Origin of the sequence: Paracoccus sp. C2R09, from assembly GCF_018860625.1 — a bacterium.
In the GTDB taxonomy this organism is placed as follows: Bacteria; Pseudomonadota; Alphaproteobacteria; order Rhodobacterales; family Rhodobacteraceae; genus Paracoccus.
This window is the reverse complement of the sequence record NZ_JAHKQB010000023.1, coordinates 21,930-45,256: the sequence shown is the minus strand read 5'-3', so window position 1 is coordinate 45,256 and position 23,327 is coordinate 21,930. Positions and strand designations below refer to the sequence as shown.

21 protein-coding genes are annotated in these 23,327 nt (G+C 64.8%); 12 read left to right on the top strand and 9 right to left on the bottom strand.

All coding sequences use genetic code 11. The features are described from left to right. Positions 1-297 precede the first annotated feature (297 nt). The 3 genes from KO490_RS08310 to KO490_RS08300 all read right to left on the bottom strand — a co-directional run bounded on the left by KO490_RS08310 (position 298) and on the right by KO490_RS08300 (position 3,104). The gene (locus KO490_RS08310) at positions 298-1,122 is read right to left on the bottom strand and encodes an alpha/beta fold hydrolase (protein ID WP_216018949.1); all 825 of its coding nucleotides are present in this window, start codon (positions 1,120-1,122) and stop codon (positions 298-300) included. Positions 1,123-1,490: 368 nt separating this feature from the next. Then, positions 1,491-1,667 (bottom strand): hypothetical protein, encoded by a 177-nt coding sequence (locus KO490_RS08305; RefSeq protein WP_216018948.1) that lies wholly within the window; start codon positions 1,665-1,667, stop codon positions 1,491-1,493. Between the two features lie 141 nt (positions 1,668-1,808). Next, entirely contained in the window at positions 1,809-3,104 is a 1,296-nt protein-coding gene (locus tag KO490_RS08300; protein ID WP_216018947.1) for an NAD(P)/FAD-dependent oxidoreductase, read from the bottom strand. 377 nt (positions 3,105-3,481) lie between these two features. Between KO490_RS08300 and KO490_RS08295 the strand changes: the two genes are divergently transcribed. Continuing rightward, the gene (locus tag KO490_RS08295; protein ID WP_216018946.1) at positions 3,482-4,090 is read left to right on the top strand and encodes a glutathione S-transferase family protein; all 609 of its coding nucleotides are present in this window, start codon (positions 3,482-3,484) and stop codon (positions 4,088-4,090) included. 5 nt (positions 4,091-4,095) lie between these two features. Here KO490_RS08295 and KO490_RS08290 read toward each other — a convergent pair whose 3' ends face one another. From KO490_RS08290 to KO490_RS08280, 3 genes are read right to left on the bottom strand one after another with little or no spacing between them, the layout of a single operon-like run. Further along, on the bottom strand, positions 4,096-4,446 hold the full coding sequence (locus KO490_RS08290) for a hypothetical protein (RefSeq protein WP_216018945.1): 351 nt from the start codon (positions 4,444-4,446) through the stop codon (positions 4,096-4,098). Between the two features lie 43 nt (positions 4,447-4,489). Then, positions 4,490-5,401, bottom strand: a complete 912-nt coding sequence (locus KO490_RS08285; protein ID WP_216018944.1) for a DNA-binding response regulator — start codon at positions 5,399-5,401, stop codon at positions 4,490-4,492. Continuing rightward, a complete protein-coding gene (locus KO490_RS08280; protein WP_216018943.1) occupies positions 5,398-8,727 on the bottom strand; it encodes an ATP-binding protein in 3,330 nt (1,109 codons plus the stop codon). Before KO490_RS08280 ends, KO490_RS08285 begins: the two co-directional genes overlap by 4 nt. 324 nt (positions 8,728-9,051) lie before the next feature. On the opposite strand from KO490_RS08280, the gene urtA reads away from it, so the two are divergent. The 7 genes from urtA (at position 9,052) to KO490_RS08245 (ending at position 15,384) form a co-directional block, all read left to right on the top strand. After that, positions 9,052-10,167, top strand: a complete 1,116-nt coding sequence (gene urtA / locus KO490_RS08275; RefSeq protein ID WP_303462230.1) for an urea ABC transporter substrate-binding protein — start codon at positions 9,052-9,054, stop codon at positions 10,165-10,167. A 60-nt stretch (positions 10,168-10,227) separates the two neighbouring features. Beyond that, positions 10,228-11,154, top strand: a complete 927-nt coding sequence (gene urtB, locus KO490_RS08270) for an urea ABC transporter permease subunit UrtB (protein WP_216018942.1) — start codon at positions 10,228-10,230, stop codon at positions 11,152-11,154. A gap of 10 nt (positions 11,155-11,164) precedes the next feature. Beyond that, positions 11,165-12,274 (top strand): urea ABC transporter permease subunit UrtC, encoded by a 1,110-nt coding sequence (gene urtC / locus KO490_RS08265; protein WP_216018941.1) that lies wholly within the window; start codon positions 11,165-11,167, stop codon positions 12,272-12,274. A gap of 9 nt (positions 12,275-12,283) precedes the next feature. Beyond that, positions 12,284-13,027: an urea ABC transporter ATP-binding protein UrtD gene (gene urtD / locus KO490_RS08260; RefSeq protein WP_216018940.1), complete on the top strand. Its 744-nt coding sequence runs from the start codon at positions 12,284-12,286 to the stop codon at positions 13,025-13,027. A 10-nt stretch (positions 13,028-13,037) separates the two neighbouring features. Then, positions 13,038-13,727, top strand: a complete 690-nt coding sequence (gene urtE / locus KO490_RS08255) for an urea ABC transporter ATP-binding subunit UrtE (RefSeq protein ID WP_216018939.1) — start codon at positions 13,038-13,040, stop codon at positions 13,725-13,727. A gap of 24 nt (positions 13,728-13,751) precedes the next feature. Then, complete coding sequence (gene fmdA / locus KO490_RS08250) at positions 13,752-14,987, top strand: formamidase (RefSeq protein WP_216018938.1); 1,236 nt, start codon at positions 13,752-13,754, stop codon at positions 14,985-14,987. Between the two features lie 64 nt (positions 14,988-15,051). Continuing rightward, positions 15,052-15,384: an FmdB family zinc ribbon protein gene (locus KO490_RS08245; protein ID WP_216018937.1), complete on the top strand. Its 333-nt coding sequence runs from the start codon at positions 15,052-15,054 to the stop codon at positions 15,382-15,384. Positions 15,385-15,407: 23 nt separating this feature from the next. Here the strand turns inward: KO490_RS08245 and KO490_RS08240 are convergent, their stop codons facing one another. The 3 genes from KO490_RS08240 to KO490_RS08230 all read right to left on the bottom strand — a co-directional run bounded on the left by KO490_RS08240 (position 15,408) and on the right by KO490_RS08230 (position 18,085). Then, entirely contained in the window at positions 15,408-16,043 is a 636-nt protein-coding gene (locus KO490_RS08240; protein ID WP_216018936.1) for an isochorismatase family protein, read from the bottom strand. Between the two features lie 67 nt (positions 16,044-16,110). After that, positions 16,111-17,190, bottom strand: a complete 1,080-nt coding sequence (gene rutA / locus KO490_RS08235) for a pyrimidine utilization protein A (RefSeq protein WP_216018935.1) — start codon at positions 17,188-17,190, stop codon at positions 16,111-16,113. A 142-nt stretch (positions 17,191-17,332) separates the two neighbouring features. Next, the gene (locus KO490_RS08230) at positions 17,333-18,085 is read right to left on the bottom strand and encodes a GntR family transcriptional regulator (protein WP_216018934.1); all 753 of its coding nucleotides are present in this window, start codon (positions 18,083-18,085) and stop codon (positions 17,333-17,335) included. A 108-nt stretch (positions 18,086-18,193) separates the two neighbouring features. Between KO490_RS08230 and KO490_RS08225 the strand changes: the two genes are divergently transcribed. The 4 genes from KO490_RS08225 (at position 18,194) to KO490_RS08210 (ending at position 23,295) form a co-directional block, all read left to right on the top strand. After that, positions 18,194-19,420 (top strand): MFS transporter, encoded by a 1,227-nt coding sequence (locus tag KO490_RS08225; protein ID WP_216018933.1) that lies wholly within the window; start codon positions 18,194-18,196, stop codon positions 19,418-19,420. A gap of 193 nt (positions 19,421-19,613) precedes the next feature. Further along, on the top strand, positions 19,614-20,720 hold the full coding sequence (locus KO490_RS08220) for a substrate-binding domain-containing protein (protein ID WP_216018932.1): 1,107 nt from the start codon (positions 19,614-19,616) through the stop codon (positions 20,718-20,720). Next, positions 20,720-22,300 carry a sugar ABC transporter ATP-binding protein gene (locus tag KO490_RS08215; RefSeq protein WP_216018931.1) on the top strand — a complete coding sequence of 527 codons (1,581 nt, stop codon included), beginning with the start codon at positions 20,720-20,722 and terminating at the stop codon, positions 22,298-22,300. The genes KO490_RS08220 and KO490_RS08215 overlap by 1 nt, the downstream gene beginning before the upstream one ends. After that, positions 22,297-23,295, top strand: a complete 999-nt coding sequence (locus KO490_RS08210; RefSeq protein ID WP_216018930.1) for an ABC transporter permease — start codon at positions 22,297-22,299, stop codon at positions 23,293-23,295. Before KO490_RS08215 ends, KO490_RS08210 begins: the two co-directional genes overlap by 4 nt. The last annotated feature ends 32 nt before the right edge of the window (positions 23,296-23,327 follow it).

Sequence of the window (23,327 nt, the reverse complement as noted above, 5' to 3'; positions counted from 1 at the left end):
GTCTTAGCGTTCTGCGGGGGCCGTCACGGATGTGCAGGCGAGTGCGGCGGGCGAGGCCAATAGGCAGGATCGGCCCGCTTCGGCAGTGCCAGGCGTCGCCCCGCGCGTGCGCACGGGGGTATGCGGTCGACGAATTTATAACGGTGTGGCTGAGAGCCGAACCGCCAATCGACCGGGCATATTTAAAAGGCTCGCGATGCCCGGTCGCGGCAGGGAAGCATTACGCCTATCTGCGCGCGGCGGTGGCGGCAGTGAACCCAACTAAGGTTCTACAGATGGTGCCGATGCGGCCCGGGATCAGCTTCGGGACGCGATGTCGGACAGCAGCAGGTTGATTTCCTCCGCGATCAGCTGCGGATGATCTTCGGGGGTGAAGTGCTTGCCCCCCTCGATCCGGCGCAAGGGCGCGCGCAGGTCCTTCGCCAGGCGTTCGCCATATTCGATCTTCTGGAAATCATCCGCCGCGCCCCAGACGATCCGCGCGGGCATGTCCAGCAGGGGCAGGCGGTCCGCAACGGCCTTCGTATCCTCGACATTCAGGGATTTGGCCTGCCGGACAAAGGCTTCGGCCGCGCCATGCGCATCATAATGCCCGGCATGCGCTGCAAAGGCGGCCTCGGCCGCGGCATCGGTTTCGTGCCCCTTGCCATAGATCATGCGCAGCAATGCATGCAGCGATCCATCCGGCGCATATTGCAGGATCGACCCGGCCATCGCCACGCCCTTGATCAGCGGAACGGGCCATGAATCATAGCTGATGCCGTTGGTGATCAGCATCCCGCTGAACATCTCGGGGTGACGGACAGCCGCGATCTGGACCACCCCGCCACCCAGATCGTGACCGACAAGGGCCGCGCGTTCGATCCCGATGGCGCGCATCCAGGCCACCAGGTAATCCGCCTGCGCCGAGACCGAGATGTCGCGCCCCTCCCCCTCGGGGATCGAGGCGCCATAGCCGGGCATTTCCCAGGCCAGCACGCGATGCCCCTCGATCAACGGTGCGACGTCGCGCCAGAGCGCGGGGCAGGTCGGGATGCCATGGACGAGGATGACCGGATCGCCCGATCCGGTTTCCTCCCAACGCATCCGGATATCGTCGACAAGGGCGGTGCGGCTGTTCATGGCGGGACCTTTCATGCGTATCGCTTCGCCCTGCCAACCCCCGCCGCGGACAGGGGTTCCTGAATGCCCGCCAGATCTCCAGCCTGCCGATGGCGATCTGGTGATTGATGAGCCCCCTGAACGCCGCCCCGATTAGCCCGCGCGCGAGGTTCGCGATCCCGTTGTTCGAAGGGATGAAGTTCGCAACGCGATTGATGCCCATGGTCGCTGCGAAGAAGGTGACGGTGATCGACAGGATGACGCTGTCGGTCCGCGTGGCGATCACGGTCGGACTGATCAGCGCCTCGCCATAGATGAAGGCCCCCCGCGATGTTCAGAAAGGCTTCCATCCATGACGTGCCCCGCCAGAAGATGACGCTATGCAAGGCTCAGACCACCAGGAAGCTGCACCAGTGGATGCCCGTCATCCCTAGGGGGGCGCCGTCGGACTTCATGCCCGGCAATGAACGGATCCGCAGCGCCAGCGCGGTCGATGCGAAATAGCCCGGCACCCCGTAAGAGACAAAGGGCGACGCGAGCGGAGAGCAGCCGAAAAGCGACTGCATGTCGTTCGCCCGGATGCTAAGTATCGCGAACCGCCCCACGCACTCTCGGTCGCCTGTGTCGATGGCGGGGCCGACAGCGCCCCTATGCAATCGGGGCCCCCACCGAATATGCGGCCCCGTACCCGCCTGCCGCGCCGCTGTTCAGCGGCGTTTCGGCACGTGGGCGCGCACGGCCCGCAGGGCCTCCATCCCGGTGATCAGGCGCGACCCCTTGGAGCGGAAGACATAGTTCGAAAACCAGCTCATTGCGACGAAGATCGGGCGCTTCACGCCGATCAGGAAGTAGATGTGGATCAGCCCCCAGAACAGCCAGGCGACAAAGCCACTGAGATTGATCTTGCCGAACGAGATGATGGCGGAATTCCGTCCGATCGTCGCAAGGCTGCCCATGTGACGATAGCGGAAGGGCGCGGGGGCCTTTTCGCCCCGGGCCTCGGCGGCGATGCGACGGCCGACATACTTGCCCTCCTGCTTGGCGGCGGGGGCGACGCCCGGCACGTCCATGCCGTCCTTCCACGCGACCTTGGCCGCGTCCCCGATGACCGAGACGGAGGGCAGGCCGGGAACCCTCAGGTCGGGCTGGACCGGAACGCGGCCGATGCGGTCGGTTTCGCAACCCAGCCACTGCTTCAGGTTCTCGATCTTCACGCCAGCGGCCCAGATCGCGGTCGAGGCGGGGATCGTCTCGCCCCCTGCCACGACATGATCGTCCTCGATCTGTTCGACCATGACGCCGGTGCGGACCTCCACGCCCAGCTTGCGCAACGATTCCTCGGCCTTGGCCGAAAGGACCTCGGGGAAGGCCGAGAGGATGCGCGGACCGCCTTCCATCAGGATGATGCGGGCATCGTCGGGGTCGATCCTGCGGAAATCCTCGGACAGGGTCACATGCGCCAGTTCCGCGATCGAGCCCGCAAGTTCCACCCCGGTGGGGCCGGCACCTACGATCACGAAGGTCAGCTCTCGTGCCTGGTCCTCGGGGTCCTCGCACAGCTCGGCGCGTTCGAAGGCCATGAGGACGCGGCGGCGCACCTCGGTCGCGTCGACGATCCGCTTCAGGCCGGGCGCGTTCGCGGCCCAGTGGTCCTTGCCGAAATAGGAATGCGACGACCCGTTCGCGATGATCAGATGGTCATAGGTGCTTTCACCGTTCTCGTGCAGCACGACCTGCCGTTCGGTGTCGATATCCAGAACCTTGGACAGCGTGACCGTGACGTTCTTCTGCTTCGAGAAGATGCTGCGGATCGGCCAGGCGATATCGGCGGGCGACAGGTCCGCCGTCGCGACCTGGTACAGCAGCGGCTGGAAGAGATGATAGTTGCGCTTGTCGATGATCTCGACATCGACGGGGGCGTTCTTCAGCGCCTTGGCCGCCGCCAGCCCGCCGAAGCCCGCGCCGATGATGACAATCCGCGGACGCCTGTCGATCTCGGTCATTTCAATACCTTCCGAAAAATTACCTTGCGGTGCCGCACCCCCGGGCGCGGTATTTGGTGGTGCCCATGCGCCTGCCTGCGCGAAAATTCAATGCCCCCGCGTTCACATGCCCGGGATCGACGGCAGTTGTCGATTTTATGGGCACGGGCCGGCCCGAACGCCCTGAAGGCGTGGGTTCCCGGTCATCGCCGATCCAAAGCAGCCAAGGCGGCGACTGACGCGGATGACGTGAAATCATGCAACGCGATGCCGGTTCGGTCTTCATATGAACCCTGCGCCCGTCAAGCCATTGGCAAACATGCCCGCTTCGTGCCAATCAAGGGCCCCAGAGGTTGCGCAGGGTGCTCGACCCATTCGAGGACAGGGACATCAACACGATGAAATTGTATCATTATCCGGGATCATGCTCGACGGGCATCCATGTCCTGATGGCCGAGATCGGCGCCGATTTCGAAACCGAGGTGGTCAGCCTCAAGGACGGCGCGCAGAAACAGGCGGCCTTCCAGGCGGTTTCGACCAAGGGCAAGGTGCCGACGCTGATGCGCGATGACGGCACGGTTCTGACCGAATTCCAGACGATCGCCTTCTGGCTGGGTCGCGCCTTCCCCGAAGCAGGGTTGCTGCCCGATGACGTGGAACGCCAGGCCCGCATCCTCGAGGCGCTGGACTACATGGTCGGGACCGTCCACATGCGCGGATACACCTTCCTTCTGGCGACGGGCAAGTTCGTGTCCGACCCCGAGGCTCAGGCCGAGCTGAAGGCGCATGGAGCCGAGGTCGTGCGCGACGGGCTGAACCGGCTGGATGCGATGCTGGGCGATCAGGATTACCTGTTCGGGGATTTCAGCATTGCCGATGGCGCCCTGTTCTACATCTGCCGCTTTGCCGCGCGGGTGCCGATCGACCTGCCGCCGCGGCTTCAGGCATTCCTCGAACGGATGCAGCAGCGGCCCGCGGTGCAGCGCGCCCTTCAGGCCGAGGCCTGATCCGATCACTCCGGCAGGGCGATGGGCACAGGCTTGTCGCCCCAGCCGTCGATCAGGCAACGGGCCTGCACATAGACGGTATCGATGCCGTCAGGTATCTGCACCCCCGACAGGCTGCGCGTGAAGGGCTGCTCGGTTTCGTGCGGATGCGCCAGTTCGCGCAGCCCCAGGACGTTGCCGTCCGCGTCGAGGACCTGCCACGCATCGGCATAATGGTCCCAGCCGGTGTCGGGATGACGAAGCGTGACGTCGAAGCGCCAGCCATTCGCAGACCGCGTCGCGTCAACGGCTTCGACGATCGCCGGATCGGCGATGGCGGGACTGCCCAGAAGGGCGATTGCGATTGCCAGTCTCATTCGCCGATGATGCATTGCCGGTGACGCCAATGCAATCGCGCGTTCACCCGCGCGATGCCAGCAGCCGATCGGCCAGCAACGCGGCCGAGGTGCGGTTGTCCACGCCCAGCTTGTCGTAGATCTGTTCCAGGTGCTTGTTCACCGTCCGCGCACTGAGCGTCAGGATCTCGGCGATGTCGCGATTGGCCTTGCCCTGGGACAGCCAGAGCAGGACTTCGGATTCGCGACCGGTCAGGCCGAAGCTTTCGGCCAGCAGCGCCTCGGGCGCGCCGCGCTGCCCGGTCTCGATGCGGATCAACAGATCGCCTCCGCCGGTCCGTCCTGCATAATGCAGCACCACCGCCCCGAGGTTCAGCGCGGGCGCGCGGGTCACCGCCTGGTCGGGAAGCGTGGGCAGCCAGGTGGTCATCCCGGCCGAGGCCGTTCCGTCCGGCATCAGGATGCCCGCCTCGGCCATCAGTTGAAGCGCGCCGGGCGAGCCCCAGGCAATTCGGCCCGCCACGTCCATGGCGACAAGCGCCCGGTTCTGGGTATCGAAGGCATTGCGCAGATCGCGCATCTGGCGGGCGTTCAGGATATGAGTGGTCACGCGGGCGATCAGTTCGTTGACCTTGACCGGCTTGGTGACGTAATCCACGCCCCCGGCCTGAAGCCCGCGGCGAACGTCGTCCGAGCCCGTCAGCCCGGTCATGAAGATGATGGGTGCATCGGTCATCACGGGGGCGGATTTCATCCGCCGGCAGGTTTCGAACCCATCCATGACCGGCATCATGGCGTCCAGCAGGATCACGTCGGGATCGACCCTTTCCAGCAGTTCGAGGGCCCTTTGTCCGTCGCGCGCCACGATGACCGTGGTGCCGCTGACCTCCAACGCTTCGGAGACCATGCCGACCGAACCGGGGTCGTCATCGACGATCAGCGCCATCGAGGCGATTGTCGCGTGGCTTCGGATCATGTGTTCATCCACTCTGTCACGGTCTTTTCGATTGCCGTCAGGTCGTAATTCTCCAGATGGCTGCGCAGTGTACGCGTCCGCTCGGACGGCCCGCCATGGTCGATCTCGATCCGGTCCAGCTGCGCGGCGACCCCGCGGGCGTGGCCGATCCGTGCGCTCGACAACAACGCCTCCAGATCGACCGGACCGATGGCATGCGCATTCCTTGAAGGTTCGATCTGACGGTCATGGGTCAGTTCCAGCCGCAGCAGGCTGGCGATGGTTTCCAGCATGTCGGTCAGGGTATAGGGCTTGACGAGGAACCCGTCATGGACCTGCATGTCGGCATTGACCAGCCCGGCCTCGAGGGCGTGGCCCGTGCACATCAGGATGGGCGTCGTCCGATAGGCATCGCGCCGCAGCCACAGCGCGAAGCTCCAGCCGTCCTCGACCGGCATGTCCACGTCCAGCACGAAAAGGTCGGGCGTCACATCGCCCAGCATTGCCCGGGCGGCCGTGGTGTCGGCGGCGCCCACCACGTTGAAGCCCAGTGGCGCGAAGAAGCTGTCGAACAGGTTCAGATGGTGCAGATCGTCGTCCACGATCATCAATGTACGCCGCCTGCCACCATAGCCGGTGGGGCGGGCCTTGTCGTCCAGATCGACCTGTCGACCGGGGCGGGCGGCATGATCGGGAACGGATGGCAGCATCAGGCGCACGCGGAAGCTGCTTCCGCGACCGGGCATGCTTTTGGCGGTGATCTCTCCGCCGAGGATGTCGACCAGCAGCTTGGTGATGGTCAGGCCCAGCCCCGAACCGCCCGGGTGCTGGTCGCCGCCGCGTTCGAACGGCCGCCAGATCCGCTCCATCTGCTCGGGCGCGATGCCCTGACCGGTATCGGTGACCACGATGGTGGCCACCTCGTTGCGATAGGAAAAGGCCAGCTCGACCGAGCCATGGGCCGTGTATCGCACGGCATTGGTCATCAGGTTGATCAGGATCTGCCGCAGCCTCTTTTCGTCGGACATCACCCAGACGGGCATGCTGCCGCGTGTCGTGATCGACAGATCCAGCCCCTTCTCGGCGGCTTGCTGACGAAACAACGCGCCGATCTGGTTGAGGAAGCCGGGCAGGTTGATGCGTTCCCGGGTGATCTCGATCTGGCCCACCTCGATCTTCGAGATGTCCAGAAGCCCCTCGATCAGCCCGGCAAGGTGTTCAGAGGAACGGCGGATCGTGCGGACCGCCTCGCGGCGCCGGGGCGGAATGTCGGGATCGGCCTCGACGATCTGCGCGAAGCCGAAGATGGCGTTCAGGGGCGTGCGGATCTCATGGCTGAGCCCGGCCAGATACCGGGTCTTGGCGGTGTTTGCGGCTTCGGCCTGTTCCTTGGCGGCCTGCAGTGCCAGGTCGGTGCGCTTGTGCGCGCGGATTTCCTGCAGCAGTCGAAGCGTCTGTCGTTCGGCCTCGTCCCGCGCGTTGTGACGGCTTTCGCGCCCCAGGATCAGCATCCAGATACCGACCCCGATCAGCACGACGGCACCGCAGAACAGCGCCCCCAGGATCGCACCGAACCCTTCGGACATTCGCGCCCAGAAGAGGAAGGCCAGCAGCAAGGCAAGGGATGCGACCGCGGCCGAGAAGCAGACCGAGAAGATGCCCGCGCGCGACACGAGATGGCGCGCGAGGGGTGCCGGCAATGACAGCTCGATGGCGCTGCGGATCGTCGAGGGCGCACGGCCATGGGGCTTGCAGCGATCCCCGCACCCCCCCTCGAGCGAGCAGCAGAGCGAACAGATCTGCCCCTCGATGAAGGGACATGTCGCCATGTCCTGCGCCTCGAACGGATAGCCGCAGGTATCGCAGACATGCTCTCCGACCGCGAACTCGACCGGTTGTCTTGCGATATAGAACCGCCCCTTGCTGGCCCATGCGATCAGCGGCGCGAGGATGATGGCGGCGCCCAGGGCCACGAAGGCCGAAAGCCCGGCGGCGACATGACCCAGCAATCCGTGGCCTGCCATCAGGCCGAGGATGACCGCGCCCAGCATCGAGCCGAGCCCCACCGGGTTCAGATCATACAGATAGGCTCGGCGGAACTCGATCCCCGCGGGGCTGAACCCGAGCGGCTTGTTGATCACCAGGTCGGCGAAGATCGCCCCGATCCATGCAAGGGCCACGGTGGAATAGAAGCTGAGCGTCGCCTCGATCGCGTGAAAGACGCCGAACTGCATCAGCAGGAACGCGATCGCCACATTGAAGACAAGCCAGACGACCCGGCCCGGATGCGCGTGGGTCAGGCGCGAGAAGAAGTTCGACCAGGCGATCGACCCGGCATAGGCATTCGTCACGTTGATCTTCAACTGGCAGAGCACGATGAAGATGCCGGTGACGGCCAATGCCATCCCCCCGTCGCCCAATGCCAGATCGAAGGCCGCGAAATAGAGATGCGCGGGATCGGTCAGGTCGCCCACCGCGGTCCCGGCCGAGATTGCCAGCACCGTCAGGAACGATCCGGCCATCATCTTCAGCCCTCCGATCACCGCCCAACCCGGTCCGGCCGCGATGATGGCGGCCCACCATCCGATCCGCTGCCGCCGCGTCCGCGGCGCGGGCAGGAAGCGCAGAAAATCGACCTGCTCGCCGATCTGGGCGATCATGGACAGTCCCACGGCAGATGCGGCCCCGAAGGACAGAAGCGTCAGTTCGGAACTGCCGTCCAGCCCGCGGAACCCCGTCCATTCGACATTGCCAAGGTCCATTGCCGCGATCACCGCGAAGGGCAGCAGGTTCAGCGCCAGCCAGGGGATCTGGGTCCAGGCCTGAAAACGCGAGATCCGCGAGAAGCCGTGCGCGACCAGCGGGATCACGACCACGGCGGATGCCATGTAGCCTGCCCACAAGGGAATGCCGAAGCAGAATTGCAAAGCAAGCGACAGGATGGCCGCTTCGAGCGCGAAGAAGATGAATGTGAAGCTGGCATAGATGAGCGATGTCAGCGTGGACCCGAGATAGCCGAAGCCCGCGCCTCGGGTGAGCAGGTCGATATCCACGCCATAACGCGCGGCGTAATAGGCGATGGGCAAACCCGTCACAAACAGCACTGCACAGACCGCGGCGATGGCAAGGGCCGCTGTCGAAAAACCGAAACCCAGGGTCAGCGCGGCGCCGATCGCCTCGAGCGCGAGGAACGAGATCGATCCCAGGGCCGCATTCGCGACCCAGGCCGCCGACCACCGACGCGCGCGATGCGCGGTGAAGCGAAGGGCGAAATCCTCCATCGTCTCGTCGGCGACAAGCCGGTGATATTCGCGCTTGGCTGTGGTCGCGTGCAGCAGAGTGCTCATCCGGACGGCCCCTTGCCCAGGCCCCGCGCCCCAAGGGCCGGCGGAGCGTCTTTCTGGTCAGGGGACCGGGATAGGGGGAAATTCGACGCATTCATATACGTCATTCGACGTATTCCGCGACGTCGGCTTGCGGGTCAACCTCTGGTCAACCACGACCCGAACCGACGAGGACAACATGGCCGATCAGAAGAAAGTTCCCATCTCTCCCATCTCGCGGCGTGCGATCCTGGCAGGGGGGCTGCGCTTGGTGCGTCGCTGTTCCTGCCCAAGGGTCTGCGGGCGCAGGACTTCCCGACCGACCAGGTCAATACCACCGGGCTGGCGGTGACCGACGATACCGTGCAGGTCGGCATCCTTCATTCCATCAGCGGCACCATGTCGATTTCGGAAACCGGGTCGGTCCAGGCCGAGAAGCTGGCGATCGAGCAGATCAACGCCCAGGGCGGCGTGCTTGGCCGCAAGATCGAGACCATCCAGGAGGATGGCGCATCGGATTGGCCCACCTTCGCGGAAAAGGCGCGCAAGCTGCTGGTCAACGACAAGGTCGCCAGCGTCATGGGTTGCTGGACCTCGGCCAGCCGCAAGGCGGTGCTGCCGGTCTTCGAACAGCATAACGGGATGCTCTATTACCCGACCTTCTACGAGGGTCTGGAGGAGAGCCCGAACGTCATCTACACCGGCCAGGAAGCCACGCAGCAGATCATCGCGGGCCTCGACTGGGTCGCGCGCGAGAAGGGCGCCAAGTCGTTCTATCTGTTGGGGTCGGATTACATCTGGCCGCGCACGTCGAACAAGATCGCCCGCAAGCATATCGAGGACAAGCTGGGCGGCGAGGTTGTCGGAGAGGAGTATTATCCGCTCGGCCATACGCAGTTCAACTCGGTCATCAACAAGATCCGGCTGAGGAAGCCCGACGTGATCTATGCCATCGTCGTGGGCGGTTCGAACGTCGCCTTCTATAAGCAGCTGAAGGCCGCAGGCATCGACATGACCGAGGAGGCGCCGCTGCTGCTGACCATCTCGGTGACCGAGGACGAGATCCGCGGCATCGGCGGCGAGAACATCGAAGGCGCCTATGCCTGCATGAAGTACTTCCAGTCGCTGGAGAACGAGAACAACCAGGAATTCGTCGCGGCATTCAAGGAGATGTGGGGCGACGACATGGTCATCGGCGACGTGACGCAGGCGGCCTATCTGGGGCCCTGGCTGTGGAAGGCCGCCGTGGAAAAGGCCGGGTCCTTCGACGTGGACAAGGTGCGCGAGGCCAGCCCCGGGATCGAACTGGCAAGCGCCCCCGAGGGCTATGTGAAGATCCACGAGAACCATCACCTGTGGTCCAAGACCCGCGTGGGGCATGCCTTGGCCGACGGTCAATACGAGGTCGTCTTCGAGACCGACGATCTGGTCGAGCCGGACCCCTTCCCCGAGGGCTATCAGTAAGCCCGTCCCGGCGGTCCGACGAGGGCCGCCGTCTTCCCCCTTCATTCAAGGAGAGTTCCGATGTTTTCGGGCTATTCCCTGCCAGAGCTTGGCGCGATCTTCGCCATGCAGGGCTTCGCCGGGCTGATCCTGTTTTCGGTCTTCGTGCTGATGGCCCTGGGGCTTGCGATCATCTTCGGCCAGATGGGCGTCATCAACATGGCGCATGGCGAATTCATGATCCTGGGCGCCTATGTCACCTACCTCGTGTCGAACGCCTTCGCGGCCTACATGCCGGCGCTGTTCGGCGCCTATTTCTTCGTGGCGATGGTGCTGGCGTTCTGCGCCTCGGGGTTTCTGGGGATGGCGGTCGAATGGGCGATCATCCGGCATCTCTACAAGCGGCCGCTGGATACGCTGCTTGCGACCTGGGGGCTTAGCCTGATCCTGCAGCAGGCGTTCCGGTCGCTTTTCGGCGCGCGCGAGGTCGGCGTCACCATCCCCGAATGGATGATGGGGTCGCTGCCAGTCACCGACCTGATCGAGATCCCGATCAACGGCATCTTCGTGATGGTCCTGGCCCTGGGGATCTCGGCCGCGGTCTATGTGATGATGTACAAGTCGGGCTGGGGTCGGCAGGTGCGCGCGGTGACGCAGAACCGCGTGATGGCGGGCGCCGTGGGCATCGACACCGAACGCACCGACCGCATGACCTTCGGCATTGGCTGCGGGGTCGCAGGTGTGGCGGGGGCTGCCTTCACCATGATCGGATCGACGGGGCCGACCTCGGGGCAGGCCTATATCGTCGATACGTTCCTCGTGGTGGTCTTCGGCGGCGCGGCCAGCCTGCTGGGCACGATCGCATCGGCATTCTCGATCAGCCAGGCGCAGTCGATCCTGGAATTCTTCCTCTCGGGCTCGATGGCCAAGGTCATCACGCTGCTGGTCGTGGTCGGCATCCTGATGCTGCGTCCGCAGGGCCTGTTTGCCATGAAACTTCGGAAATGAGGACCGGACGATGACCAAGACTTCGTTTCTGAAGCGCGACGAGGCCGTGGGCCTCGTCATCCTCGCCCTGATCATCTTCGTGGTCTTCCCGGTGATGCTGGACGATTTCCGCCTGAACCTGTTCGGCAAATACCTGACCTATGCCTTCGTGGCGATCGGGCTGGTGCTGTGCTGGGGGGCGGGGGGCATCCTCAGCCTGGGGCAGGGGGTCTTCTTCGGGCTGGGGGGCTATTGCATGGCGATGTTCCTCAAGCTCGAGGCATCGACCCCCGAGGCCACGGCGATCCAGTCCACCCCGGGCATCCCGGACTTCATGGACTGGAACCAGATCTCGGCGCTGCCGATCTGGTGGCAGCCCTTCAACAGCTTCGCCTTCACCCTCGTCGCGATCTTCGTCGTGCCTGCGGCATTCGCCTTCGTCATCGGCTATGCGATGTTCCGTCGCCGGGTCAGCGGAGTCTATTTCGCGATCATCACCCAGGCCATCGCAGCCATTGCCACGATCCTGATCGTGGGCCAGCAGGGCTATACCGGCGGGGTCAACGGCATCACCGACCTGCGGACGCTGATGGGTTGGGACATCCGGCCCGACGGGGCCAAGACCACGCTCTACTTCGTGAACGGCGTCTTGCTGTTCGTCTGCCTGCTGGTCGCGATGGCGATCCGCAAGTCGAAGTTCGGCCGCGTCCTGGTGGCCATGCGCGACGCCGAGGACCGGGTCCGCTTCTCGGGCTACGACGTGGCCAGCTTCAAGATCTTCATTTTCTGCGTCGGCGCGATGATGGCATCCGTCGGGGGCGCGATGTTCACCCTGCAGGTCGGCTTCATGTCGCCCACCATCGTGGGCATCGTTCCCTCGATCGAGATGGTGATCTTCTGCGCGGTCGGCGGGCGTCATTCGCTGATGGGGGCGGTCTACGGGGCGCTGCTGGTCAACTGGGCCAAGACCACATTCTCGGAAAGCTTCCCCGAACTGTGGCTGTTCGGACTGGGGGCGCTGTTCATCGCCGTGGTCATGGCCTTTCCCAACGGACTTGCCGGGTTGTTCGACGACTACATCAAGCCGCGTCTTCGCATCGGGCGCGCCGCGCCCGCCACCACCCCGCAACCGGCAGAATAAGGCGTCACCATGGAAAACCCGAACTTCATCCTGACGGTCGAGGATCTGACCGTGTCCTTCGACGGGTTCAAGGCGGTGGACGGTCTCAGCTTCTATGTCGAGCCGAACGAATGCCGCGTCATCATCGGACCGAACGGGGCGGGTAAGACGACGGTCCTGGACCTGATCTGCGGGCGGACCCGGGCCACTGCCGGATCGATTGAGTTCAAGGGATCGGAACTGACCCGCATGCGTGAGGACCAGATCGTCCATGCGGGCGTCGGACGCAAGTTCCAGACCCCTTCCGTCTACGAGGATCTGACCGTCTTCGAGAACCTGGAAATCAGCTATCCGCGCGGGCACACCGTCTTCGGGGCGCTGACCTTCCGCCGCGACGGCGATGTGGATGCCCGCATCCGCGAGGTGGCCGAGACGATCTTCCTTGGCGACATGCTGCAGGAACGCGCCGCCATCCTCAGCCATGGTCAGAAGCAGTGGCTGGAGATCGGGATGCTGCTGATCCAAGACCCGCAGCTGATGATGCTGGACGAACCCGTCGCGGGCATGTCGGTCGCCGAACGCAAGAAGACGGCCGAACTGCTGAACCGGATCATCCAGGACCGCGCGGTCATCGTGATCGAACATGACATGGGCTTCGTCGCCGACATCGCGACGCGCGTGACCGTGATGCACCAGGGCAAGCGCCTGTCGGAAGGGTCGATGGCCCATGTGCAGGCCGACCCCAAGGTCGTCGAAGTCTATCTGGGCCACTGAGGAGCATGTGATGCTGACCATCGAGAAACTGACCTCGGGCTATGGCGAATCCGAGGTGCTGCACGGCCTCGACCTTCGGGTCCCCAAGGGCGAGATCGTCGCGATCATGGGCCGCAACGGCATGGGCAAGACCACGCTGATGAAGTCGCTGATGGGCATCGTGCCCGCGACCGGGGGGACGATCACGGTGGGGGACCGACAGATGGCGGGCCTGAAATCGCATGCCCGCGTCGCAGGGGGGCTGGCCTATGTCCCGCAGGGCCGGCAGATCTTTTCCGCCATGACGGTCGAGGAAAATGTCGAGACCGGTCTGACCGTCACCGGCAAGAAGGCCGTTCCCGCCGACATCTACGAGCTGTTTCCCGTCCTGGTCGAGATGAAGCACCGGCGCGGCGGCAACCTGTCGGGCGGTCAGCAGCAGCAGCTTGCCATCGCGCGCGCGCTGGCGTCCGATCCCAAGGTCCTGCTGCTGGACGAGCCGACCGAAGGCATCCAGCCCTCGATCATCCGCGAGATGGCCCGGACCCTGCGCCGCATCCGCGATGAACGCGGGTTGACCATCATCGTCTCGGAACAGGTGCTCAGCTTTGCGCTGGACGTGGCCGACCGCGTGATGGTGCTGGAGAAGGGCGCCTTCGTCCATGACAGCCCCCGTGCGGGCGTCGACGAGGCGCATGTTTCGAAATTCCTTTCCGTCTGAACCAGCAAGAGAAGGAGGCCCGCAATGGCCGACACGCTGATTTCCGTAAACCTGAGCGAAAGCCCCCATACGAACGAGGCCGTTCACAACCGCTGGCATTGCGACATCCCGATGGCCTGCTGGGTCGAACCGGGCGACGACTTCAAGGTCGAGACCTACGACTGGACCGGCGGGCAGATCGGCAACAACGACGACGCATCCGACGTGCGCGACGTGGAACTGGAACAGGTCCATTACCTGTCCGGTCCCATCGGCGTGAAGGGCGCCGAGCCGGGCGACCTGCTGGTCGTCGACATCCTGGACATCGGCGCCAAGGAGGAGATGAACTGGGGCTTCAACGGCTTCTTTTCCAAGCAGAACGGCGGCGGCTTCCTGACCGATCACTTCCCCGACGCGCAGAAGTCGATCTGGGACTTCGAGGGGATGTTCACCAAATCTCGCCACATCCCCGGCGTGCGCTATGCGGGCCTGATCCATCCGGGCCTGATCGGCTGCCTGCCCGACCGCAAGATGCTGGACATGTGGAACGAGCGTGAAAAGGGGCTGGTGGCCACCGACCCGAACCGCGTGCCGGGGCTTGCGAACCTGCCCACCACGCAATCGGCGCATATGGGCAAGCTGAAGGGCGAGGCCCGCGACAAGGCCGCAGCCGAGGGCGCGCGCACCGTGCCCCCGCGCGAACACGGCGGCAATTGCGACATCAAGGACCTCAGCCGCGGGTCGAAGATCTACTTCCCGGTCTATGTCGACGGTGCGGGCCTCTCGATGGGCGATCTGCACTTCAGCCAGGGCGACGGCGAGATCACCTTCTGCGGCGCGATCGAGATGGCCGGCTGGCTGCACATCCGCGTCAGCCTGATCAAGGGCGGGATGGAGAAATACGCCATCAAGAACCCGATCTTCCGCCCCTCGCCCATCGTGCCCAAATACGACGACTTCCTGATCTTCGAAGGCATCAGCGTCGACGAGGGCGGCAAGCAGCACTATCTGGACGTGCATGTCGCCTATCGCCAGGCCTGCCTGAACGCGATCGAGTATCTGAAGAAGTTCGGCTATTCCGGTGCGCAGGGCTATTCGATCCTGGGAACGGCCCCGGTGCAGGGGCATATCTCGGGGGTGGTCGATGTGCCGAACGCCTGCGCGACCCTGTGGCTGCCGACCGACATCTTCGAGAACGGATCTGCCCTTATGCCCTCGGTCGACGGTCCGACGAAGCTGGTGGACGGTTCGGTCGACATGCCCATCGCGCCCGATCTGTAACAGACCGGGGCCGCGCGGGCGAACGCGCGGCCCCATCTCAAGCAACCCGGCCAAAGGATGACCCATGCCCGTCTATGATTATGCCTGCCCCGATTGCGGCCCGTTCGAGGCGCTGGCCCCGATGTCCGCATTCGCCGATCCCTGCGCCTGTCCGGCCTGCGCGAATGCCGCGCCGCGCGTCATGCTGACCGCGCCGCGGCTTGCAAACATGGATTCCGGCAGGCGCACGGCCTTTGCCACGAATGAACGCAGCGCCGACAGCCCGAAGCGACTCAGCAGCCACGGGCCGGGCTGCGGCTGCTGTTCGGGCGGCAAGAAGAAGGCCAGCCGCACGCTGCACCGCCCCGACGGTTCGAAATCGCTGATGGGGACGCGGCCCTGGATGATCTCTCACTAAGGCCCCCCCGGCGGGGGCGGCCCTTACGCCGCCTTGCGACCTGCAAGATGGGTCAGTGTGTCCGGCAGGCTGACCACGTCGGCGTATTTTGCGTTCATGTCGAACAGGTTCGCCTCGTGCGGGGCGGAATGCCTGTCGCCGCAGGCATCGGCAACCACCAGCGTCCGGAAGCCATGGCTCATGGCATCGACGCAGCTGGCGCGCACGCAGCCCGATGTGGTCAGTCCGCTCAGCAGCACGCTGTCGCAGCCCATCGATGTCAGCATCGGTGCAAGCGAGGTTCCGAAGAACGCCGAGGGGTACTGCTTGGTCACGACGATCTCGTCCGCGTGGGGCAGCAGGCCTTCGGCGAATTCCGCCGTCGCCCGACCGGGCAGGAATGCCTCGAGCGGGGCGGCCTTTTCGAAGAACCGTCCCCCATCCCGCCCCGAAGGGTGATAGCTGACGCGCGTCAGGATGACCGGGATATCCGCAGCCCTGGCGGCGCGGCGCAGCTCCAGCGCTGCTGCCAGCGCGGATCGGCAGCCCTCGCCGCCGTAAAGCGGGCAATCCGGGTCGTAATAGGCGTGGGCGAAATCGATCATCAGCAATGCGGGGCGCTGACCGAAGCCCACCCGGCGGTCGTAGACCCCGGCGTAATTGCTGTCTCGATCTGTCATTCGAATTCTCCTGCGGGACGGAAAAGGGGCCGCGACCCGGGTCGCGGCCCTTCGGCTGTGTCGGGTCTCAGGCGGCGACTTCGACCGGCTGGCGCGACTTCATCAGCGGCTGGATCTTCTGGCCGTACTTGTCGAGCCCTTCGAGGAAATCGTCGAAGACCATCATGATGCCCTTCACGCCCTCCATTTGGGTCGCTTCATCCAGCATGGCAGCGACCTTGGCATGAGAGCCGACCAGGGTTCCCATGTTGAAGTTCACCGCACCTTCGGGAAGGTTGATATGCTTGGCGGTCGAGCTGGCATCTGCCGCGTCGTCCTTGCTGCCCTGATCGGCCATCCATGCCAGCGCATCGGCATCGACATGGTCCTTGTACTTCTGCCAGGTCGCCTCGGCCGCCTCGTCGGTATCGTCCGCGATGATCATGAACAGGCAATAGGCCCCCACATCGCGCCCGGATTCCTTCGCGGCCTCTGCCAGCCGTCCGCAGATGGGCGCGACCGCCTGGGGCGTGTTGACGCCCTGACCCATGATGAAGTTGTAATCCGCATGCTCGGCCGCGAATTTCATGCCCTTGGGCGATTGTCCGGCCGCGACGATCTCGACCTTCCCCTCGGGGGGAGGAGACAGCTTGCAGTCGGTCATCTCGAAATGCTGACCCTTGAAATCGGATGAACCTTTCGCCCACAACTCGTTCATGACATTCACGTATTCGGCGGCATAGGAGTAGCGGTAGCCGAAATATTCGTCGCCGGGCCAGATGCCCATCTGGCTGTATTCCGCCTCGGCCCAGCCCGTCACGATATTGACGCCGAAGCGGCCCGGCGCGATCGAGGACACGGTGCTGGCCATCCGTGCGGCGATCGCCGGGGGCAGGGTCAGCACCGCGCTGGACGCGAACAGCTTGATCTTCGTGGTGACCGCCGCCAGGCCCGCCATCAGCGTGAAGCTTTCGAGATTGTGGTCCCAGAACTCTGTCTTGCCACCGAAACCACGCAGCTTGATCATCGACAGCGCGAATTCCAGGCCATAGCCCTCGGCCTTCTGGACGATCTGCTTGTTCAGTTCGAAGCTGGGTTTGTATTGCGGTGCGGCTTCGGAAATCAGCCAGCCGTTGTTCCCGATCGGAATGAAAACGCCCATGTCCATGGTGCGGGCCTCCTGCAAGGTTGCGTCATAAGTCCGAACTTAGCAGGAGGGGTTCCGAAGCGGTCCAGTGCGCAATGTGCGTGGCATGTCCGGACTTACGCAAAACCGCCGCAATTGCACAAACCGGGTGCAACGCGACGCTTCAGGCGGCTTGGATGTGGGTGCGATAGGCAAAGCTGTCGGCAGGGGATGTCTGGATCGCGTATTCCATCAGCCGACCTCCGGAGGACAGGTAGCGGCGCGTGATTCGCAGCCCGATCGTATCCTGGGGCAGTCCCATCTTGGTGCAGATCTCGGGGGCGATCGTCACGGCGCGTATCTCTTGCTGGATATCGACGATGCGTTCGCCGGTATGCGCCTCGACCAGGTGAAACAGCGACGATCGCTGGATGTCCATGTCGCGGATGACCGGTTCGGCGATGGGATCCAGGTAGACCTCGTTCCAGCAGAACGGCGTCGGTTCGTTGATGAAATGGCGCGGCCCTTCCATGTAGAGCAGCGATTTCCCGGGCCTGCAGCCGATCTCGGTCGCAAGCTTGCCGCGCAACTCGCGACGTTCCTTCACGCGGATGAACATCTCGGTCTCGCTTGCGAATTCGAACAGGTCGTCGCGGTTGTTGTCGCGGAAGCGGTCGCGCCATTGCGGTCGCGCGCTTTCGACCCGCGTGCCCACGCCCTTGCGCGCGGCCAGCATCCCGCGCTGGCGAAGCTGCTGGATGGCCTGCCTGATCGTGTGCCTGCTGACGCCCAGCTGGACGGCCAGCTCTGCCTCGGGGGGCAGCAGGCTGCCGACGGCGCGTTCGCCGCTGACGATCTGACGCTCCAGCTTGTGCGCAATCTGCAGGTAAAGCGGCGTATTGGTGCTTTCAGATTGGCAGCGTGTGATTTCGGTCATCCCTCGGTTTCCTCCCAGGGGTTTTTGGTTGCTTGCTTGTACGGACTTATGTAGCGGACGAGAAGCAACTCGCCGAAATGGCGCCCGATCAGTACGGACAGAATAACCATGACTCATACGGTGTCGAGCCAGCCCGGCATATCCGGGCGCCCCGAATGGATGAAGCCGCTGGCCATGATGACGCTGGTGCAGGTCGCAGCCACGCTGAGCGTGCTGGCCCTGACATCGCTGGCACCCGAGGTTGCAAGCTCGCTCGGGATCGGGGCGCATTACATCGGTTACCAGATTAGCCTGATCTATTTCGCGGGCGTGTTCGCATCCGCGATGGCCGGCACGGTGGTCGAGACCCTCGGCGCCGAACGCGTCATCGTCCTGGAGCTGGCGGGCTTCTCGATCGGTCTGATGCTGCTGGCCACGGGGCGGCCGCTGCTGATGATCGCGGCATCGGCGCTGTTCGGCATCTGCTACGGGCTGAACAATCCCGCATCGTCCGACATCCTGCATCGCACCGCGCATGGGGGACGGCATTCGCTGGTCTTCTCGATCAAGCAGACCGGTGTTCCCTTGGGCGCCGTCGTGGCCTCGGTCACGTTGCCGGGGCTTGCGGTGCTGATGCATGGCGGGGGCGAGGGTTGGCGTCATGCGCTGCTTGCGGCATCCGTCGTGCCCCTGGTCCTGATGACCTGGGCCTGGTCGCAGTTCACCTTCACCCCGATCCGCCGGGGGGCTGGGCAGGGCAATCCCCTGCTGCGGGCGCTGCGCGATCAGGTCGAGCTGTACCGCAACGACCGGCTGCGGACGCTGGCCCTGCTGGGCGGGCTCTATTCCGCGCTGCAGCTGATGGCCACCGCCTTCACGGTGGTGATGCTGGTCGATCACGGCTGGTCGCTGGTCGCGGCGGGCATCGTGGCCGCGGGCCTGCAGCTGGCGGGCGCGACGGGGCGCGTCAGCTGGGGGCTTGCGGCGGATCGGCTGGGCGGGTTCCGCACATTGGGGGTTATCGGGCTGCTGGCGGGTTGCTTCATGTTCGCGCTTGGGTGGGCAGGCACCATGCCGGGATGGATGCAGGCCGTGCTGCTGGTCGCGCTTGGGGGGGTCGCGACGGGATGGAACGGCGTGTTCCTGGCGGCTGCGGCGCGAACCGCGCCCAAGGGCAAGGTCGGCGCGAATACCGGGGCGCTTCTGGTCTATACCTTCATCGGGGTGATCGTGGGTCCGTCGACCTTCGCGCTCGTCTACGACCTTACGGGTTCCTACGACCTCTGCTTCGCGATCTTCTCGGTGATCGGGCTTGTGGGTGCGGTCCTGTCCTTCCGTCAGGCCGCACGGAAGTAGGTCGTTGTAAGTCCGGACAATCTATGGGCAGCAGACAAGGCAACCTGCCCATATTCTGGCCCCGGACGCCGCATCTACCGTAATCCATACCAACAGCCCCGATTTCCGCTTCCCCAAATTCGCATAAGTCCGGACTATCCAAACTGAGAGAGCCGCCCGAAGCGGTTCCGGTGCAGCAAGGAAGGGGACGGAAATGACGGCAAGGGAACTGACGATCCGCGCGACGATGCTTGGGGCCGTGGCGGCGATCATGCCGATGACGGCCTCGGCCGATGCGATGTCCGATGCCAGGGCGGTGCTGGACGCGCATCGCGCGGCACCCGATTTCGCGCCCCTGGGCGAACCGTTCGACGCTGCCGCCTGCATGGCCGACAAGAGCGTCTTCTCGATCCCCGTCACGATGGCCATCCCCTTCAATGTCGAGCTGCAGAAGGCCATGAGCCGCGCGGCCGCGGATGTGGGCTTCAAATACACCACCTGGGAGAACCAGGGCGCGTCGGACAGCTGGATCCAGGGGGTGAACCAGGCCATCGCGCAGGACTACTCTCTGGTCGATGTCGCGGGCGGCCTGAACCCCGAGATGCTGGCCCCGCAGCTGCGCGAGGCCAAGGAAGCGGGCCTCGCGGTGACGACGACCCATCTCTATGATGAAAGCCAGGAGCAGGCGGATTTCGTCGATGCCTCGGCCAAGGTCGATTACCGCCGCGCAGGAGAGATCCTTGCGGCATGGGCCTTCGTTGAGACCGAGGGCAAGCCGAACGTGCTGATCATCGGGTCGGACGACGTCCTGCCGTCGCTGCCCTTCGTGGAACAGATCCGTCAGAGCCTGTCGGAATACTGCCCCGATTGCGAACAGCAATATCTGAACGTCCCGGTGAACGAATGGGCGACGCGCATCCAGTCGGGCACGCAATCGGCGCTGCTGGCCAATCCGGGCATCAACTACATCCTGCCGATTTATGATTCCATGACCCAGTTCGTGACGCCCGCCCTGCGGATCGCGGGGGCGAACGATGTCGGCATGGCGTCCTATAACGGCACGCCCTTCGTGCTGGACATGGTGCGCGAGGGGACGGTCCAGATGGATATCGGCGAAAGCCTGGGCTGGGCGGGATATGCGGCGGTCGATGCGCAGATGCGCGTGCTCTGCGGTCTGGAGGTGCCCGAGAGCCTGGGCATCCCGCTGCTGATCTTCGACAAGGACAATGCCGAGACCGCGGGCGTGCCCGCCGATTTCGACTCGGGCTATGGCGACGCGCATGTCGCGGGGTATCGCAAGCTGTGGGGCCTCGAGGGCTGATGGCTGCCGATCCGCAACCGGGCGTGCTGCGGATGGCCGATATCCGCATGACCTTCGGCACGGTCGAGGTGCTCAAGGGTGTGTCGGTCAACCTGCGCCGGGCCGAGATCCTGGGCCTTCTGGGTCAGAACGGATCGGGCAAGTCCACGTTGATCAAGGTGCTGGCGGGCTTCAATTCGCCCGATCCGGGCAGCAAGGTGACATTGTGGGGCGAGACGCTGCCCCTGCCGCTGGACCCGCGCCGGATCAGGGCGATGGGGGTGGCCTTCGTGCATCAGCATCTTGCGCTGATCCCGTCGCTGTCGGTGGCCGACAACATGCTTGTGGGCGATGACAGACCGCGCCGGACCGGCATCCGGTGGCGTCGCGAATGCGCCTGGATGCGCGAGCTGTTCGACGAGTTCGGCCTGGAGATCGAGCCGACCGCCCTTGTCGAGACGCTGTCCCCGGTCGAGCGTGCCTATACCGCGATCCTGCGCGCCGTGGCCGAATTGCGCAGGTCCGAGGCCGGTCGCGCGGGCGAGGGGATCCTGGTTCTGGACGAGCCGACGCCCTTCCTGTCCGCCGAGGATGTCGAGAAGCTGTTCGCCCTGCTGCGCCGCATCCGCCGCACCGGTGCCAGCGTCATCATCGTGACCCATGACATCGACGAGGTGCTGGAGATCACGGACCGCGTGGCCATCATGCGCGACGGGCAGATGGATGCGGTGCTGACGACCGCCGAAACAACGCGGCAGGACATCCTGAACACCATCGTGGGCAGCGTGATCGCCCCGTTCAGGCGCGCCCCGGCCGCACCCCGCCACGAGGTGGCCGCCCGGATCGAGGGCGTCTCGGGCGGCAGGCTCGCGCAGTTCGACGCCGAACTGCGCCGCGGCGAGGTTGTCGGGGTGACGGGTCTTATCGGATCGGGCTTCGCCGAGATCCCCTATCTGCTGTTCGGGGCGATGGCAGGTCGCGGACGGCTGACGCTGGAGGACGCGCAGGACGTCGCCCATGACGTGGTGACCCTGACGCCCGCCGCCGCGATCGGCGCGGGCATCGGCCTGATCCCCGGCGACCGGGCGCATCAAAGCTGTGTCGGCGGCCTCAGCGTCGAGGAGAACGCGACATTCCTGGGGTTGCGGCGGTTGCGCGGCAGGTTCGGTCTGCGGCGCAACAGGATGGCCGAGGCCGCGCAATCCCTGATCGCCGAATACGATGTGCGTCCGGCCCGCGCGCAGGTGCCGCTGGCGACCCTGTCGGGCGGGAACCAGCAGAAGGTCGTGATGGGCAAATGGCTGGCCGAGGATCCGCGCCTGCTGCTGCTGGACGAACCGACGCAGGGCGTCGATTACGGCGCCCGCCAGCAGATCTTCGCGGCGCTGGACCGTGCCGCGGGGCAGGGGACGGCGATCCTCTGCGCCTCGACCGATTACGAACAGCTGGCCCAGATCTGCGACCGGGTCTTCGTCTTCCATCGCGGCCGATCCGTGGCCTGCCTTTCGGGACCCGCCCTGACCCGGGAAAACATCGCCCGCGCCTGTTTCCACGACGGCGCGGCAATTCCAGCCCACCCCCAGAGAGAGGCCGCCTCATGAGCATTGCCGAGACGACCCGCCCCCGCCGCCTTCCGGCATTCGTGGCCAAGAGAGAGGTCGAGCGCTTCGCCCTTCTTCTGGCATGGCTGGTCCTGTTCCTGACCTTCGGGGCGCTGCTGCCCGATACCTTCCTGACATGGCGCACGGTGTCGTCGATGCTGGGGTCGCAGGCCGTCCTCGTGGTCCTGGCGCTGGCGATTCTCGTACCGCTGACCTCGGGCGATTTCGATCTCTCGGCCGCATCGACCCTGGTCTTCGCGGCGATGTTCCTGGCGGTGTCGGATGTCACATGGGGCTGGGGGATCGGCTGGTCGGTCGCGGCGGCGCTGACGATCGGGGCGTTGATCGGGGCGGTGAACGCGTTCTTCGTCCTCTATTTCCGGATCCACAGCCTGATCGTGACACTGGGTCTCGGGACGTTCCTGAACGGGATGACGCTCTGGATCTCGGATTCGCGGACGATCGCGGGGGTGTCGATGCAGCTTGTCGAACTGGTCGTCATCAAGCGGCTGCTGGGCGTGCCGCTGGCCTTCTACTATGGGCTGGCGGTCGCCATCGTGATGTGGTGGGCGCTGGAATACACGATCGCGGGGCGCAAGCTGCTGTTTGTCGGGCGGGGCCGCGAGGTGGCACGCCTGAACGGCGTTTCCGTCAACCGGGTGCGTGGGGCGTCCTTCGTCCTGTCCGGGCTTCTGGCCGCGCTGGCGGGGGTGCTCTATGCCGGGATGACGGGATCGGCCGATCCGACATCGGGCCTGTCGCTGCTGCTGCCTGCCTTCGCGGCGGCCTTCCTGGGGGCCACGGCCATCTATCCGGGGCGCTTCAATCCCATCGGGACGCTGGTCGGGGTCTATTTCCTGATCACGGGCATCACCGGCCTGACCATGCTGGGTGCCGATGCCTTCGTGCAGTCGCTTTTTTATGGCGGGGCGCTGATCGTCGCCGTGTCCCTCAGCCAGCTTGTCCGTCGCCGCCAACCGCAGAATTTCGGCTGAGCGCATTCAATTTCCGCACAGGAGGACCCGCA